This is a genomic window from Methylotenera oryzisoli (assembly GCF_004661485.1).
Taxonomy (GTDB): Bacteria; Pseudomonadota; Gammaproteobacteria; order Burkholderiales; family Methylophilaceae; genus Methylotenera; species Methylotenera oryzisoli.
In genome coordinates this window covers 142,500-157,694 of the sequence record NZ_PQVH01000001.1, presented here as the reverse complement: position 1 = coordinate 157,694, position 15,195 = coordinate 142,500, and the positions used below count along the sequence as shown (strand labels likewise).

Annotated in this window: 15 protein-coding genes; 7 read left to right on the top strand and 8 right to left on the bottom strand. The window is 44.9% G+C overall.

Features of this window, described 5'->3' with window-relative positions; translation table 11 throughout:
* Window positions 1-62 precede the first annotated feature (62 nt).
* From C3Y98_RS00780 to phoB, 3 genes are all read right to left on the bottom strand, one after another.
* Entirely contained in the window at window positions 63-812 is a 750-nt protein-coding gene (locus tag C3Y98_RS00780) for a hypothetical protein (protein WP_135276225.1), read from the bottom strand.
* Window positions 809-2,107: a phosphate regulon sensor histidine kinase PhoR gene (gene phoR, locus C3Y98_RS00775; RefSeq protein ID WP_135276224.1), complete on the bottom strand. Its 1,299-nt coding sequence runs from the start codon at window positions 2,105-2,107 to the stop codon at window positions 809-811. The genes C3Y98_RS00780 and phoR overlap by 4 nt, the downstream gene beginning before the upstream one ends.
* 108 nt (window positions 2,108-2,215) lie before the next feature.
* Entirely contained in the window at window positions 2,216-2,923 is a 708-nt protein-coding gene (gene phoB, locus C3Y98_RS00770; RefSeq protein WP_135276223.1) for a phosphate regulon transcriptional regulator PhoB, read from the bottom strand.
* A 205-nt stretch (window positions 2,924-3,128) separates the two neighbouring features.
* Between phoB and C3Y98_RS00765 the strand changes: the two genes are divergently transcribed.
* From C3Y98_RS00765 to C3Y98_RS00740, 6 genes are all read left to right on the top strand, one after another.
* Entirely contained in the window at window positions 3,129-4,754 is a 1,626-nt protein-coding gene (locus C3Y98_RS00765; protein ID WP_135276222.1) for an OFA family MFS transporter, read from the top strand.
* Window positions 4,755-4,865: 111 nt separating this feature from the next.
* A complete protein-coding gene (ribH, locus tag C3Y98_RS00760) occupies window positions 4,866-5,315 on the top strand; it encodes a 6,7-dimethyl-8-ribityllumazine synthase (protein WP_019899568.1) in 450 nt (149 codons plus the stop codon).
* Complete coding sequence (gene nusB, locus C3Y98_RS00755; RefSeq protein WP_209308714.1) at window positions 5,312-5,860, top strand: transcription antitermination factor NusB; 549 nt, start codon at window positions 5,312-5,314, stop codon at window positions 5,858-5,860. Before ribH ends, nusB begins: the two co-directional genes overlap by 4 nt.
* Window positions 5,861-5,915: 55 nt before the next feature.
* Window positions 5,916-6,758, top strand: a complete 843-nt coding sequence (locus tag C3Y98_RS00750; RefSeq protein ID WP_135276221.1) for a Stp1/IreP family PP2C-type Ser/Thr phosphatase — start codon at window positions 5,916-5,918, stop codon at window positions 6,756-6,758.
* Window positions 6,759-6,769: 11 nt separating this feature from the next.
* Window positions 6,770-7,504 carry an FHA domain-containing protein gene (locus tag C3Y98_RS00745; protein ID WP_135276220.1) on the top strand — a complete coding sequence of 245 codons (735 nt, stop codon included), beginning with the start codon at window positions 6,770-6,772 and terminating at the stop codon, window positions 7,502-7,504.
* Between the two features lie 99 nt (window positions 7,505-7,603).
* Window positions 7,604-9,241, top strand: coding sequence for an HD family phosphohydrolase (locus C3Y98_RS00740; RefSeq protein WP_135276219.1), 1,638 nt, complete (start codon window positions 7,604-7,606; stop codon window positions 9,239-9,241).
* Window positions 9,242-9,266: 25 nt separating this feature from the next.
* Here the strand turns inward: C3Y98_RS00740 and C3Y98_RS00735 are convergent, their stop codons facing one another.
* From C3Y98_RS00735 to C3Y98_RS00715, 5 genes are all read right to left on the bottom strand, one after another.
* Complete coding sequence (locus C3Y98_RS00735; protein ID WP_135276218.1) at window positions 9,267-10,034, bottom strand: UDP-2,3-diacylglucosamine diphosphatase; 768 nt, start codon at window positions 10,032-10,034, stop codon at window positions 9,267-9,269.
* A 126-nt stretch (window positions 10,035-10,160) separates the two neighbouring features.
* Window positions 10,161-10,652, bottom strand: a complete 492-nt coding sequence (locus tag C3Y98_RS00730) for a peptidylprolyl isomerase (protein WP_135276217.1) — start codon at window positions 10,650-10,652, stop codon at window positions 10,161-10,163.
* Between the two features lie 66 nt (window positions 10,653-10,718).
* On the bottom strand, window positions 10,719-11,288 hold the full coding sequence (locus tag C3Y98_RS00725; protein ID WP_135276216.1) for a peptidylprolyl isomerase: 570 nt from the start codon (window positions 11,286-11,288) through the stop codon (window positions 10,719-10,721).
* Window positions 11,289-11,327: 39 nt separating this feature from the next.
* The gene (locus tag C3Y98_RS00720) at window positions 11,328-12,581 is read right to left on the bottom strand and encodes a L,D-transpeptidase family protein (protein WP_135276215.1); all 1,254 of its coding nucleotides are present in this window, start codon (window positions 12,579-12,581) and stop codon (window positions 11,328-11,330) included.
* A 26-nt stretch (window positions 12,582-12,607) separates the two neighbouring features.
* Window positions 12,608-13,600 (bottom strand): tetratricopeptide repeat protein, encoded by a 993-nt coding sequence (locus C3Y98_RS00715; RefSeq protein ID WP_135276214.1) that lies wholly within the window; start codon window positions 13,598-13,600, stop codon window positions 12,608-12,610.
* 175 nt (window positions 13,601-13,775) lie between these two features.
* On the opposite strand from C3Y98_RS00715, the gene cysS reads away from it, so the two are divergent.
* Entirely contained in the window at window positions 13,776-15,185 is a 1,410-nt protein-coding gene (gene cysS / locus C3Y98_RS00710) for a cysteine--tRNA ligase (RefSeq protein ID WP_135276213.1), read from the top strand.
* Window positions 15,186-15,195 lie beyond the last annotated feature (10 nt).

Sequence of the window (15,195 nt, the reverse complement as noted above, 5' to 3'; positions counted from 1 at the left end):
GTGCAGTGGTAATGCTCGGCGCGTATTCTTTATTAAGTGTGCTGGTGCGTTAAGCAGTATGGCTAAAAAGGTAAGAATAGTGCGGTAGCAAGGTTCTGCACAACGCGTGAAATCAAGCGTTGCGACTTCTCAGCCAGCACGAGTGCGTAAAGGTCTATGCGACCAATCATTTTCCCAAACTCACGTTCAAACGATAAGTTCTTATCATGGTCGTTAATCTCATTGCTGAGCAAGTACAGTGCGCCGGTTTCGTCTCGGGCATTGGATAGTTTCCACACAGCAATTTCTATATTGCGCGCCACGTTGTATATGCGCTGCGGGTCTAGGCTGTCTGTGAAGTAAAACTCGGTTTTATCGTTATGTGCCTTTAGCAGCATGGTGTGTAGGCCAACGGTGAAGGCTAACACTCGATCGCCTTTAAACTCCGGATTAAATGCCAAGAAAATGGCATCAGTTGTCACGAGATTGTTAATCTCCGGCAATTGGTAGTGATGCTGGGCTGCACCATCAAACACCCAATCAATCATTTTTTCTGCTGGGTCTGAGGTGCTTTTCTTGAGTTCTTGCGGGTTACGTTTGTAAAGCTTAAGCATCAGCAAGCGCAAACTCTGTGCGTTCTCGCGCATTTCTACATCAGCCATTCTATCGATATCTGCTTTTGCGATTTGGCTAATCGTACTTTTGTCTTTTTGGTCTGGAACGTTTTTTTTGCTGTTCTTGTCCAGTGGTAAATTGGAGGCGCAGGCCGAGAGTAAAAAAGCACAGCCAATATACGGTGTGATTTTTTTAAACTGAGTCGCGACGCCTATCACTTTTGTATAATCCGTGCTTTAGGGAAAACGGCACTGAATGTACTGCCCACGCCCAGTTCGCTGGTGATTTCAAGTTTTGCCTGATGTCTGGTTAAAATGTGCTTAACGATAGAGAGCCCTAGGCCGGTGCCGCCAGTTTCACGGCTACGGCCTCTATCTACACGATAAAAACGTTCAGTTAAGCGATGAATGTGTTGTTGATCGATCCCAATTCCGTTGTCTGAGACGCTAAAAACACCTTGGTTATGGTGTAGTTGCCAACTGATATTAATTTCACCGCCCTCTGGCGTGTAGCGTATGGCGTTGCTAACTAAATTGCCTAGCGCACTTTGCAGCTCATCCACTGCACCGGTTAGGTCGAAATGCGGATTGGTTTGCGCAGTGATCTTATGTTTGCCTTGGCTTAGCGCGTTGGCGTCATTCAATAACATATTCATGAGCATGGACATGTTAATTGGGTTGTTATCGGGGGCCTGCGTGTTACTTTCAATATGTGAGAGTGTGAGTAAGTCTTCTATTAGGCGCCGCATACGCGTCGTCTGATCTTGCATCATGCCAAAATAGCTACGAATGTTGCTGGGGATCGCACCTTCCATGTCTGAAAGCGTTTCGATAAAACCGCCCACTACGGTCAGCGGTGTGCGTAACTCGTGTGAAACATTGGCAATAAAGTCACGGCGCATCGCGTCAACTTTTTCAATTTGGGTAACGTCGCGACTAATTAACAGTTTTTGCTTGGTTGCAAGCGGGATGAGCCAAATTTCCAGTGTGGACTCAGTGCTCTTAACGTCTTTTAGTTTGAAAGGCTCGTCATAAACCTCATTGTACAAATAGGCAATGAAGTGGCTACTTCTAAGTAAGTTAACAATAGGTAGGTTTTTATCGGTTTTAAGGTCCAGCCCTAACTGGTACTCAGCATGCGATGTGCACCACTCGATCGTATTGGCTGCGCTGAGGATGACTAGCCCATCTGGAATAGCATTCGCGACAATTTGAAAACGCTCTAGTGCAGAGTTTAACTCTGTTTGTTTGAGCGTATTGCTACGTTCGTATTTGAGCAGGCTGCTGTACACATCTTCCCATAGGCCTGAACCCTCCGGCACCTGACGTATGTCTGGTGTTTTGAGCCAGTTGTTGAGTTGATGTATCCAGCGAATATGGTTAACGAGATAAAGTAACAGCCCTAGTGCAAATACAACCAGGGCAGTTACCAAGCTTGAGATTAGCCAAAGAAAAACGCTCACTATGCTTAGAGCGCAAATAAATAAGGCGGCTTTCCAGCGTATATCAATCACGAGTCATATTTTCAGTTGTTTTTATTACAGTGATTATAGCGAGGATTTACAAGTAAGCATGAGTTTTTGATGTCATGCGTAATCACTATGATGACCGGCTTGCACGGTTTAGCTGTGACTCGCTTCGCTAGGTTGCGAGGATAGTCGGTAACCTGCACCTCTTACTGTTTGAATCAGGTCTTCGTGTCCTGAAGCTGACAGGGCATTGCGTAAACGTCTGATATGAACATCCACGGTGCGATCCTCAACAAATACACGGTCACCCCAAACTTTGTCCAGCAGTTGGCTACGAGTATGTACGCGCTCGGCATTGGTCATGAAAAAATGTAAAAGTCTGAATTCTGTCGGTCCTAAATCGATAGTTTTTTGATTACCAGTCACACGGTGTGTGGTTGGGTCTAATCTTAGTCCGTTAAGCTCAATCGGGTCGTCTGTCATTTGTGGTGCTCTGCGACGTAATACCGCTTTGATGCGCGCATTCAGCTCGCGTGGGCTAAATGGTTTTGTGACGTAATCATCAGCGCCTACCTCTAAGCCGCGCACCTTGTCGTACTCTTCGCCACGTGCGGTAAGCATAATGATAGGAATGTTTTTAGTGTAGGTGTCTGATTTAAGTTTGCGTGCAAGTTCTAGCCCGTTCATGCCAGGTAGCATCCAATCCAGCAGGATTAAATCAGGCACGGTTTCACGCATGAGGTCTAGCGCAATTTCACCGCTAAGCGCGCGGATTGCATTGTGGCCAGCTTGGGTGATGTTCAGAGCTAATAACTCTTGAATCGCTGGTTCGTCTTCAATTACTAATATATTGGCTGGCATATATATTTCCTCAATTAATTTGCCTCGGATATTTAAGCCTAATCAGTTTATGACGCTAATATGACATATTCATGACAAAGTTTAAACATGTATATATGCAAGTAAATGCAATAACTAAATTGCCATTTTTAACAAATTGTTACACTATACCGTTAGCGATATTAATCGAGTATTAAAAAATAATAATGCGTGTGGAGAGTAACGAATGACGGATTTTTTTTCTAAAGAGAGAATCACGGCCAGCCCTAGTTTTAATCGTTGGCTGGTGCCGCCTGCTGCCTTGGCAATCCATTTGTCGATAGGTATGGCGTATGGGTTTAGTGTGTTCTGGCTACCGCTCTCTAAAGCACTTGGTATTCAAGACCCAATCGCATGTGCAGATACCATGGGAATATGGGCACGTGCTTTCGCGACTGATTGTGACTGGAAAGTCAGTGATTTAGGCTGGATGTTTACTTTATTCTTTGTATTTTTAGGCACATCAGCGGCAGTATTCGGTCATTGGCTGGAGCATGCTGGGCCACGTAAAGCAGGCGCAGTAGCAGCGGTATGCTGGGGTGGTGGCCTTCTTTTGTCCTCATATGGTGTTTATACCCATCAATTATGGTTGATGTGGCTAGGCTCTGGGGTGATTGGCGGGATTGGTTTGGGTTTGGGGTATATTTCACCAGTTTCTACATTGATTAAGTGGTTCCCTGATCGTCGCGGTATGGCTACCGGCATGGCAATTATGGGGTTTGGTGGTGGTGCAATGATTGGTGCCCCACTTGCTAACACGATGATGTCGCACTTTGCTACGCCGACTTCTGTTGGTGTGTGGCAGACTTTTGCAATTATGGGTGTGTTCTATTTTATAGCTATGATGATTGGTGCATTAAGTTACCGCGTACCGCCAACCGGCTGGGTGCCTAAGGGCTGGGTGCCGCCTGTGAATAACGGTAATAGCATGATTACTAACCGCCATGTACATGTGAATCATGCCCATAAAACACCACAGTTCTGGCTGCTTTGGGCGGTGCTTTGTCTTAATGTGAGCGCAGGTATTGGTGTAATTGGTATGGCCTCTCCTATGCTGCAAGAAGTATTTGGTGGTGCGTTAATCGGCGAGCAATTGAAGTTAGCTCAACTGTCACCGGATCAGCTGCTGCGCGTGACTGCGATTGGGGCTGGCTTTGCCGGTTTACTCTCACTATTTAATATTATCGGCCGTATTGGTTGGGCATCGTTGTCAGACTGGTTGGGGCGCAAGCGTACCTATATTATCTTTTTTGCATTAGGCTTCTTTTTGTATATCTCTGCGCCTTGGGCAGGTGGTACCGGTAGTGTTGCCGTGTTTGCGGGGCTGTTCTGCGTTATCTTGACCATGTATGGCGGTGGCTTTTCAACTATTCCAGCTTACTTGGCAGATATCTTTGGCACTCAGCATGTGGGTGCGATTCATGGGCGACTCTTAACCGCCTGGGCTACTGCAGGCGTACTGGGTCCGGTGATTGTCAATTATCTGCGAGATTACCAGTTGGATCACGGTGTGCCTGCAAGCGCCGCATACAATGTGATTATGTATGTTTTAGCCACGCTGCTTTTGCTTGGCTTTATCTGTAATTTGTTGGTAAAACCCGTAGCAGAAAAGCATTATATGACTGATGCCGAGTTGGAAGCAGAACGGCAACTGGCACATGAAAAATCCATCAAATTAAATGGCGATAAAATAGAAAGCCAGCAATCTGAAAGCCATCCGCTGCTGGCGCTGGTAGCGTGGACGTTGGTTGCTATTCCAATTTCGTATGGCATATTCAGTACCTTGCAAAAAGCTTGGATATTGTTTCATTAGTTGATGCTGATTTTATCTAGGTAGAGTGCTCTGAATATATCGCCTATGATATTGGCGATATGCGGTAAAATATTGCTTTATTAAGTTTAAGCAAGTTTAAAGGAAGCGTAAGTGAGAGAAATTAAGAAAAACCTAGATGGATCAGGGATGCAGGTAGGTGTTGTTTTATCAAGATTTAACAGCAATATTGGTGACGGTTTACTAGAGGCATGTAAGAACGAGCTACTTAAGTTAGGCGTGGCTAGTGATGCGATTACGATTGCAACGGTGCCAGGCGCGTTGGAAACACCATTGATTCTTCAACACATGGCTTTAAGTGAAAAGTATGATGCATTAATTGCATTGGGCGCGATTATCCGCGGCGAGACCTATCATTTTGAAGTGGTTGCCAATGAGTCTGCTCGTGGTATTTCAGAGGTGCAATTGAATACTGGTGTGCCTGTTGCAAATGCGGTGCTCACTACAGAAGATGATGATCAGGCGATTGCACGTATGCATATTAAAGGTGCTGAGGCAGCTCAGGTAGCTGTTGAGATGTTTAATTTGGTTAAAGCGTTATGATTGAAAATAAACCAGCAGTAACAAGCTTAGTAGTGGATGCTGAAGCCGAGGCGGGCACTGCTGCCAGTATTGGTGTTAAAAAGCCCGGGTCTAGAAGCGGTGCCAAAAAAAGCGGTAGTCAGAATCGTAGAAAATCACGCGAACTTGTATTAAAAGCAGTTTACCGCGGGATGTTAAATGACTCAGAGCTGTCACAAGTGTTCCGTGATATGCGTGATGACCCCGATTACAACAAGGCCGATGAAGCTTACTTTAAGCATTTATTGCAAGCGGTGACAGAGAACTTGGTAGCGATTGATGACAAGATTGTTAACTTTATTGACCGTTCAATTACTGAGCTTAGCCCTGTAGAGCATGCGATTTTACGTATTGCAGGCTGTGAATTGATGTTTGATTTAACTATTCCATACCGTGTTGTGATCAACGAAGGTGTTGAGTTGGCGAAAGTGTTTGGTGGTACGGATGGACATAAATATATCAACGGTGTGTTAGATAAATTTGCGGCAGATGTACGCGAAGCTGAAGTTAAAGCCGCGAGAAGCTAGTCGCTGACATTGTACGCGGTTGCTTTGTGATGCATGCTCAGTCAAGACAGATATCATGGATTTGAGGCACGCTCTAGAAATTGTACGTTTAACAGATGTTGGGTTGTTGCGTAGTCACAATGAAGATGCAATTGCTAGTGATGCTAGTATTGGTTTTATGATTCTGGCTGATGGTATGGGTGGTTACAATGCTGGCGAGGTGGCTAGTGAGATAGCGGTGCTTAGTATCACCGCTGAACTCAGTGAGGCCTTAGGCTCTCATTCAGTGGCTTCTGGCGGGCTAAATGTCGTTGATAGACCCTTTGTAAGTAAAGCGATTCTCAGAAAGCTTTTGATCGATGTCGTGGCTACGGCTAATGCATCTATTTATCAGGCATCACAAACATACTCGCAATGTGCGGGTATGGGTACAACTTTGGCGTTAGGTTTGTTCGCGAACAATCAGTTGTTCGTCGGTCATATTGGCGACTCCCGCGTCTATAGGCTGCGAAACCATCAGTTGCAGCAAATGACCGAAGACCACTCCCTGCTTCAGGAAGAGATTAGAGCTGGTGTCGTGACTCTGGAGCAAGCAAAGCATTGTACCCATAAAAACTTGGTGACCAGAGCTTTAGGGGTTGATTCAGAGGTCGAACTAGAGCTGAACGAATTTAAGGTGGAAGTTGGCGATGTTTATTTACTCTGCTCTGACGGCCTGAGTGATTTAGTGGATGATGATCTCATCCAGGCAACGCTTAATCATTACTTATTGGATTTATCCAGCGCGGCCGATGCTTTGGTGCAGCTGGCGAATAATCATGGCGGTAAAGATAATGTTTCTGTCATACTAGCCAAAGTGAATAGTGCTTATGAAGATAAGAATACCTGGTATGATAATTTTATAGGTTGGATAAAGTAACAGGATAGATTATGGCAAAGCTTATTCTTACCCTAGACGGTTCATACTTAAATGAATATACATTAACCCATCTTAAAACCACCATCGGTCGTAAATCCAGCAATGACATTTACCTTGATAATCTAGCCATCAGTGGTGAGCATGCTGTCATCCTGAAGCAGGGGAATGATTTCTTTGTGGAAGACCTCAATAGTACCAATGGTACGCGCATCAATAATACCGTCGTTAAAAAACAACAGTTAAACAATGAAGATGTGATTGAGCTAGGTCGGTTCCACCTTGCATTTCTTGAGCATGAGGCGAGTGCAGCCGCGTTCGAGAAAACAATGATGGTACACCCTGAGGCTTTCAGTACTAAACCATACCAACCTCACTCTAACTCCACATCCGTAGCGCAAGCTTCGTCACCGCGGCAAAGTGCCAGGCCGTCAGCTATTTCAAATGTACTATCTGACGATGATGACCAAGTGCAGCCAGCTTTAGTTGGCAAGATACAGGTATTAAATGGCACTAGCAGTGGGCGGGAGTTGGTGCTGAATAAAGCACTGACCACATTAGGCAAAACTGGCGTGCAGGTTGCTGTGATTACTAAGCGCCCGAATGGTTATTTTATTACGCATGTCGAAGGTAAGGTCTTGCCAGTGGTCAATGGCGTTTCTACAGGTGTGCAGGCGCATGCCTTGGTCGATCATGATGTGATTGAACTGGCGGGTGTGAAAATGGAGTTCTATTTATCTCATGCATAGCGTTATTGTGCTTGGGTATTGCTTAGAGTGTTGCGTTATGTGCTCATGGCACAGTGTTAAAGAAGTTTGAGTTACCCAGTTAATGAGGTATAGCATTCAATGTTTGAACATCAGCACCCATACTTATTAGCGCAGCTAGAGCGCCTAAACGCAATCGGCATTGCGCTCTCAGCTGAGCGCGATCACCAGCGCTTGTTAGAAATGATTCTGCTTGGCGCACAAGAGATTACCAATGCTGATGGCGGTACCCTTTATACCATTACGCAAGATCAGCATCTCAAGTTTGAAATGATGCGTAATAAGTCGCTCAACATGTATCTGGGTGGCACGACGGGTAAGGAAATTCCATTTTTACCATTACCTTTATATTTGGCAGACGGCAGCCCTAACCTAACCACGGTTGCCGCCTATGCAACCTTACAGGATCAAACGGTTAATATCGCGAATGTGCGTGAGGTCGATAGTTTTGATTTCTCTGGCACGCGCAAATTTGATGAAAAAACTGGCTATCACTCGGAATCGTTTTTAACGATTCCGATGAAAGATCATGAGTCAAAAGTGATTGGTGTGTTGCAACTCATCAATGCCATCGATACTGATACCGGTGCCATTATTCCATTCTCGGTGGCTAATCAGACCTTAGTCGAGTCGTTAGCGTCGCAAGCTGCCGTTGCGATGACTAATCATCATTTGATTGACGGCCTTAAAGGCTTGTTTGAGGCGTTTATTGAGTTGATTGCGGATGCGATTGACCAGAAGTCACCTTATACCGGAGGGCATTGCCGACGCGTACCAGAGCTGACTATGATGCTTACGCAAGCTTTGATTGACGCCAAAACCGGGCCTTTTAAAGATTTTACGCTTAACGAGAATGAGCTTTATGAGCTAAAAGTGGCGAGCTGGCTGCATGATTGTGGCAAAGTGACAACACCAGAAGCCATTATGGATAAGCCGACAAAACTATCTTCGATTTTTGATCGAATCCAGTTAGTTGACCAAAGGTTTGAACTCTTAAAACAGCAGGCTGAGTGCGCCATGCTGAGAGAGCAAGTGGCAATGTTGAAAGCTGGCGGAGCAGACCAAAAGACGTTCAATCAGCAGCAATCTAAGCTAGATGCTTTTAAAGCGTATTGCGATGAGGCCAGCGCTTTTTTAAGGATTTCCAATATTGGTAGTGAGTCGATGACGGCGAGTGATTTACAGCGCATACAAGAGATTGCTAAGTTGGAGATGTTAGACGCCTTGGGCAATAAGGTGCCATTTTTGAATGAAGATGAAACCTATAATTTAAGTATCAAGCGCGGTACTTTAACTGCTGAAGAGCGTCAGGTCATTAATAACCATATTGTTGTGACTATTAGCATGCTGGATTCCTTACCTTATCCACAGAGTCTGGCGCGCGTTCCTGAGTATGCCTGCGGTCACCATGAGCATATGGATGGTAGTGGCTATCCTAAAGGGCTGACACGAGCGCAAATGTCAGTGCCGGCGCGCGTGATGGGAATCGCTGATATCTTTGAGGCGCTGACCTCGAAGGATAGGCCTTATAAAAAGGCAAAAACCCTTTCTGAGTCATTAGCGATTTTGGGCAGAATGAAAGTCGATAATCATATAGACCCTGAGTTGTTTGATATCTTTATACGAGAAGGTATTTACCTGAAGTACGCGCAGGAGTTTTTAGAGCCTGAACAGATTGATCACGTCGATTTAACGCAGATCCCCGGCTACCTACCGTAATAAGTGATTGGTAGGGTAGGTTGGATTAGGTACAGTTGAGATTAACGCTGCGGCAGCCTGATGCATCGCAAATCAGATAGCTGCCTTGTTCATACCAGTCACCCAGTACCCATCTAGTGGTTGTTTTACCCTCTACCAGTAATTGGTGTTGGTTTGGTCTGTGTGTGTGGCCATGAATAAGCAGGCTAGGGTGCTTGTATTCTTTTAGCAACTGGCTTACTGCATCTGGATTCACATCCATAATTGCAGCCGACTTGTTGGATTTCTCTTGTTCACTACGTAACCTAATGGCTTCAATCTGACTTTTGCGCGCCTGCAATGGCTGGCTCAAAAATTCTGATTGCCATTGCTTATTTCTCACTTGCGTGCGGAACTGCTGATACGTGACATCATCTGTGCATAATGCATCGCCGTGGCTTAATAGGGCGGTGTTTCCATATAGGTCGATCAATGTAGGGTCATTGATTAAATGTATATGTGCCGCTTTACAGAAATCATCTGTAATTAAGAAGTCACGGTTACCGTGCATCAAGTAAATAGAGACGCCGGACGTGGCTAATTGTTTAAAGCCTTGAATGATTTGTTTGTTAAAGTCGTCTTCAACGTCATCGTCACCAGCCCAGTATTCAAATAAATCACCTAGTATATAAAGTGCTTTAGCTGACTTTGCGTCAGATGACAGAAATTGCAGGAAGGCGCTAGTGATGTGTGGGCGACTCGCGCATAGATGTAGATCAGAAATGAAAATAGTCACATCTGATGAAGCGGAGCTGCCAGTATTGAGATTAACCAAAATGTACAGCCCCGATTCTATTGCGATTGCTTAGTTTGCTTAGAAATTTCAGCATATTGTTTAACCAATATATTATTTAACTGGGTGAGTGTTCTTAAACAAACCAATGCTAATCAATACTAAGGTTTAAACGCGTGTAGCACGCTCAATCACTACGTTGCTTGATGGCACGTCTTGATGACCTTTAAGGCTGGTAGTAGCAACTTGTTTGATTTTATCAACCACGTCCATACCTTCCACTACTTTACCGAAAACACAGTAGCCCCAACCGTTACCGCTAGGTGCAGTGTGGTTTAAGAACTCATTGTTTGCAACGTTGATAAAGAACTGACTGCTTGCTGAGTGTGGTGCAGATGTACGTGCCATAGCAATGGTGTATTTTTCGTTACCTAAGCCATTGTCTGCTTCATTTTTAATTTCAGCTTCTGTGCTTTTTTGTGTCATGGTTGTATCAAAACCACCACCTTGAATCATAAAGCCATTAATCACGCGGTGAAAAATTGTGCTGTCATAAAAACCGTTATCCACGTACTGTAAAAAGTTAGCTACTGTAATCGGTGCTTTTTCAGCATTGAGTTCGATAGTGATATCGCCAAAATTTGTTTGTAGTTTAACCACGAAATTTCCTTAATAAATAATTGTTAAAACTGTTGAAGATATACCTAGTGAAAATTAGCTATGTGCTTATAACGGCGTTTTGTTAACTTTAACCTGATGCACAACGATAGGTGATCTTGGTACGTCGCCATAGGGGCCGACATTAGCCGTTGAGGTGGCGGCAATATCGCGCACCACATCCATGCCTTTTAGCACTCGACCAAACACGCAGTAGCCAATCAGTTGTGCATCTGGGCTTTGGTAGTTAAGAAACTGGTTGTTCTCTAAGTTAATAAAAAACTGTGAGGTTGCAGAATCCGGGTCGGAGGTTCTTGCCATGGCAATCGTGCCCACTTCATTGGCGAGGCCATTGTTTGATTCGTTTACAATCGGTGCACGCGTTTCTTTTTCTGTCATATCGGCATTAAAGCCACCGCCTTGAATCATAAAGCGCTTAATAACACGATGGAAAATCGTGTCTTGATAAAAGCCTGAGTTCACATATGCCAAGAAGTTTGCCACGGTTTTAGGCGCTTTTTCAGGGTAGAGTTCTACGATAAAGTTGCCACGGTTGGTTTCAAAAACAACTTGTGGGTTGGCAGCCATTGCTGTGCTGCTTAGTAACATTAAGGTTAGAAGAATATAAAGTTTGCGCATAGGGTTCCTTGAGTGATGATTGAAGCGGCTTAGTAGAAGCTAAGCCGTACCTTCATAAATGATTTTCCAGCGGCTGCCTTCTTGAATCCAGTACTGGCGTTTTAGCATGGTATTTTTTAAGTGCGGACTGGTGAAGCTTTGCGTGAACTCAACTACCACCAGTTTTTTTTGTGGGTCAGGGTAGCTAAACATGCTGATATTAGATAGTGCAATATCAATGTCCGGTTTGCTGGCCTGCACGCGGTATTTATGTTCAGCCCATTGTTCATAGTTGATGCCATTGGTTGAGAAGTCTTTGGAGTAATGCGACAGGTATTTCTCGGTATCCTGTGCGCGCCAGTCGTTCAGCCAATGATCTATTGCTGAGTTAAGTAACTCTTTTTCAGCTTCGGGTGCATCAGAGCTATTTAACCACTCCAAATTGTTGGCAATGATAATCGGGGTTTTACCCGACTGTAGTGCAGGTTCCAGTGCTTTTAAGTCTTGATTGGCAACCACTACACAGCCATCACTTGCGCGCGGCGGGCGGCTGTAAGTGCTGCTCGGTGTGCCGTGCAGCCAGATACCAGAGCCGTTTCTGTTGTGTGCTTTATCCCATTCGTTAGGGTAGCTCAGCGGATAAGCGCCTTCACCGTAAAAGTCGGGTAGCTGCTGCTTTAGTTTGGTGCTGGCAAAGTAAACGCCAATCGGTGTGCGCTTGTCGCCTTCGGTCTGCTTCTCAACACCATTTTTGCCTACGGTAATGTAGTAATCGGCAACGTATTTGAGTTGGTTGTCCTGTTTTTCATACAGATACAATCTGGATTTACTGGTGTCAACCAGCATCAAATGATTTTGCTGGGCGTTGGGTGCCAGAATTAAATTGGGTTGCTTTGCTTTGGATTGCTTAGCTAAGTAACGTTCAATACGAACGCGCGCTTCTTCCTGCAAGTCTTGCACTGCATCTGGACGATTGATGGTCGGGTCGCCAAACGCTTGTAAATACTTGCCTTGCGCCATGAGTAAGTCGCCACGTACCAAGTGTGCGAGCTTAAAGTTAGGAACGCTTTGAATCAACTGGTCTATGGTATTGAGCGCTTGCTGGTGTTTGCCTTCAGAAATCTCGAATAAACTTTTTACCAGTAACTCCTCTACGAGATTAGCTGCCGCATTAGATGCGATGGCTGCTGCGCTACCGAAGCTAGCTTTGGGCAACAGGTTGCCAAAGCTAAAGCGATTCACAGCGGTTGCATTCCATGGCACCAGCGTAATGGCAGCTAATAGCGTATAGGTCAGTGCTTTGTTAATCATCATGCCTTATATTTCAATACCATTCACTACTAGTTGCTTGCAATTTCTTCAGTAATTAACCAGTTGTCGCCTGATTTTTTCAGCAATAGTGTTTTGCTGGTGCGGATTGGTGCGCGTTTGTCAGCTTGGTAGCTTTGTTTGAAGCGTACTTTTGCTGTATTGCCTTCATTTGCGACCACCGCAATATTGTTAAGTTCTACGTTAATTTTAGATGGAGCGCTAATGCGTTCGCGTCTTTGTTTTTCCCATGCTTTGTAATTTTGGCCTTTAGCCGGCTTAAAGTCATCTGCGTAGCTAGCAAAGTATTTGTTCAAGTCTTTGTTAGACCAAGCTTGCGCCCAACTGTTGATAGACGCTGTAATGTTGTCTGCATTGTTGCTTGCTGGGCTTGATGCTTTTTTCACTTCAGCCGCAGGTGCCGGCGCTGCTGCGCTTGGTGTACTTGGCGAGCTAGCAGCTTTTGCAGGCGCGCTAGCAGCAATAGTTGTTTTGTTGCCAGTGCCGAACAGGTCTTTAATTAAAGATAGTTTGCCTTGTGCGCGTGTGTTGGCAGTGTCAAGTTGCAGCGCTTTGTCATAAGCTTCACTGGCCATGCGCGCATAAATGTCGCCTAGGTTTTCGTGAGCGGTTGCATAGCTAGGATGGGTTTTAATTGCAGTTTCCAGTGCTTTACGCGCTTTATCAAACTGACCTTGGTCTGCGTATAACACTGCTAGGTTGTTGTAAGGCTCTGGCAGGTTTGGGAAGCGTTCAGTCACTTCAGTGAATGATTTGATTGCTTCATCTCTACGTCCTTGCTCAGCTAGCAATACGCCTTTCATGAACAATGCCTGTGCGTTTTTTGGGTTTGCCGCAATAAATGTATTGATGCGGTCAAGCGCTACAGCAGTTTGACCTTGGTCAGCTAGTTTTGAGATGTCTTTGAGTTCGTCTGCAGATGCGATATTGAATGCAAAACTTGCTGAAGCTACTAGAACAAAGCGAGCGATTGAAGGAGTCAGTGACGCAATAAAATTATTCATTGTGATATACTTTTTGGGTGAATAAATAAAGTGTAATTCTATCAATAGCCTAAGCAACCTCCAATAGCTCATTTTGATTTAAGCCAATATATTTCTTCATTGCGCACATTAATCGGCATGGTGGGCGCTTAGTTTCAGATAAAAACAAATAACCAACCCTCTAGCTCTTAAATATATGTTAAAAATTTACAATACATTAGCCCGCGAAAAGCAAACATTTACCCCGATTGTTGCTGGCAAGGTCAGTATGTATGTATGTGGTATGACGGTTTATGATTATTGTCATTTAGGCCACGCGCGCGTGATGGTGGTTTTTGATATGGTGAGCCGCTGGTTAAGGGCCTCTGGCTATCAAGTGACTTATGTGCGCAATGTGACCGACATTGACGACAAAATTATTAAGCGCGCCAATGAAAATAACGAAACTATTGCACAACTGACTCAGCGTTTTATCGACGCCATGGATGAGGATTCTGCCAAGCTGGGTGTGTTGCGTCCTGATATAGAACCTAAGGCTACCGAGTTTGTCGGCGGCATGCTTACCATGATTGCTACATTAATTGACAAAGGGTTTGCCTATCCGGCCGCTAACGGCGATGTGTTTTATTCTGTAAGCAGCTTTCAAGGTTACGGCAAGTTATCAGGCAAGTCTTTAGAGGATTTACGTGCAGGTGAGCGCGTTGAGGTAGATACCTTTAAAAAAGATCCTATGGATTTTGTGTTATGGAAAGCAGCAAAACCTGGCGAGCCAAGCTGGGATTCTCCGTGGGGTAAGGGTCGGCCGGGCTGGCATATTGAATGTTCTGCCATGAGCTCGCATCACTTAGGCCAACATTTTGATATTCACGGTGGCGGGCAAGACTTGCAATTCCCGCATCATGAAAATGAAATTGCACAGTCTGAGGCTGCGCATAGCCATGATGGCAAGCCCTGTCAGATGGTGAATTATTGGATGCATAACGGTTTTGTACGTGTGGATGATGAAAAAATGTCCAAATCATTGGGCAATTTCTTTACGATACGTACCGTGCTAGAAAAATATGATGCAGAAGTCATTCGCTTTTTTATCTTGCGCGCGCACTATCGTAGCCCACTCAATTACAGCGACCAGCATTTGAATGACGCCAAATTAGCGCTCACGCGTCTATATACAGCGTTGCGTGGTTTAGCGTTTGCTGATTTCACTGTTGATTGGCAACATCCTTATGCTGCGCGTTTCAAGCTGGCCATGGATGATGACTTTAATACACCGGAAGCAATGGCGGTGCTGTTTGATTTGGCAAATGAAGTGAATAAAACCAAGTCTGTAGAAGCTGCGAGTTTACTTAAGCATTTGGCTGGTGTGCTTGGCCTATTGTCACGCGACTCAGACGAGTTTTTGCAGGCTAAGTCAGGTGCTGCCAGTAACGCAGTAGCGTCAGATGTTGAGGCGGCGGCGTTGAACGTGGATGATTTAATCACAAAGCGCCTTGAGGCAAAACAGGCCAAAAACTTTGCTGAGGCAGACCGCATTCGTAAAGAACTGGCAGAAGCTGGGATTATTTTAGAAGATACACCGCAAGGTACAACTTGGCGTAATGCTTAATCAGCTTGTT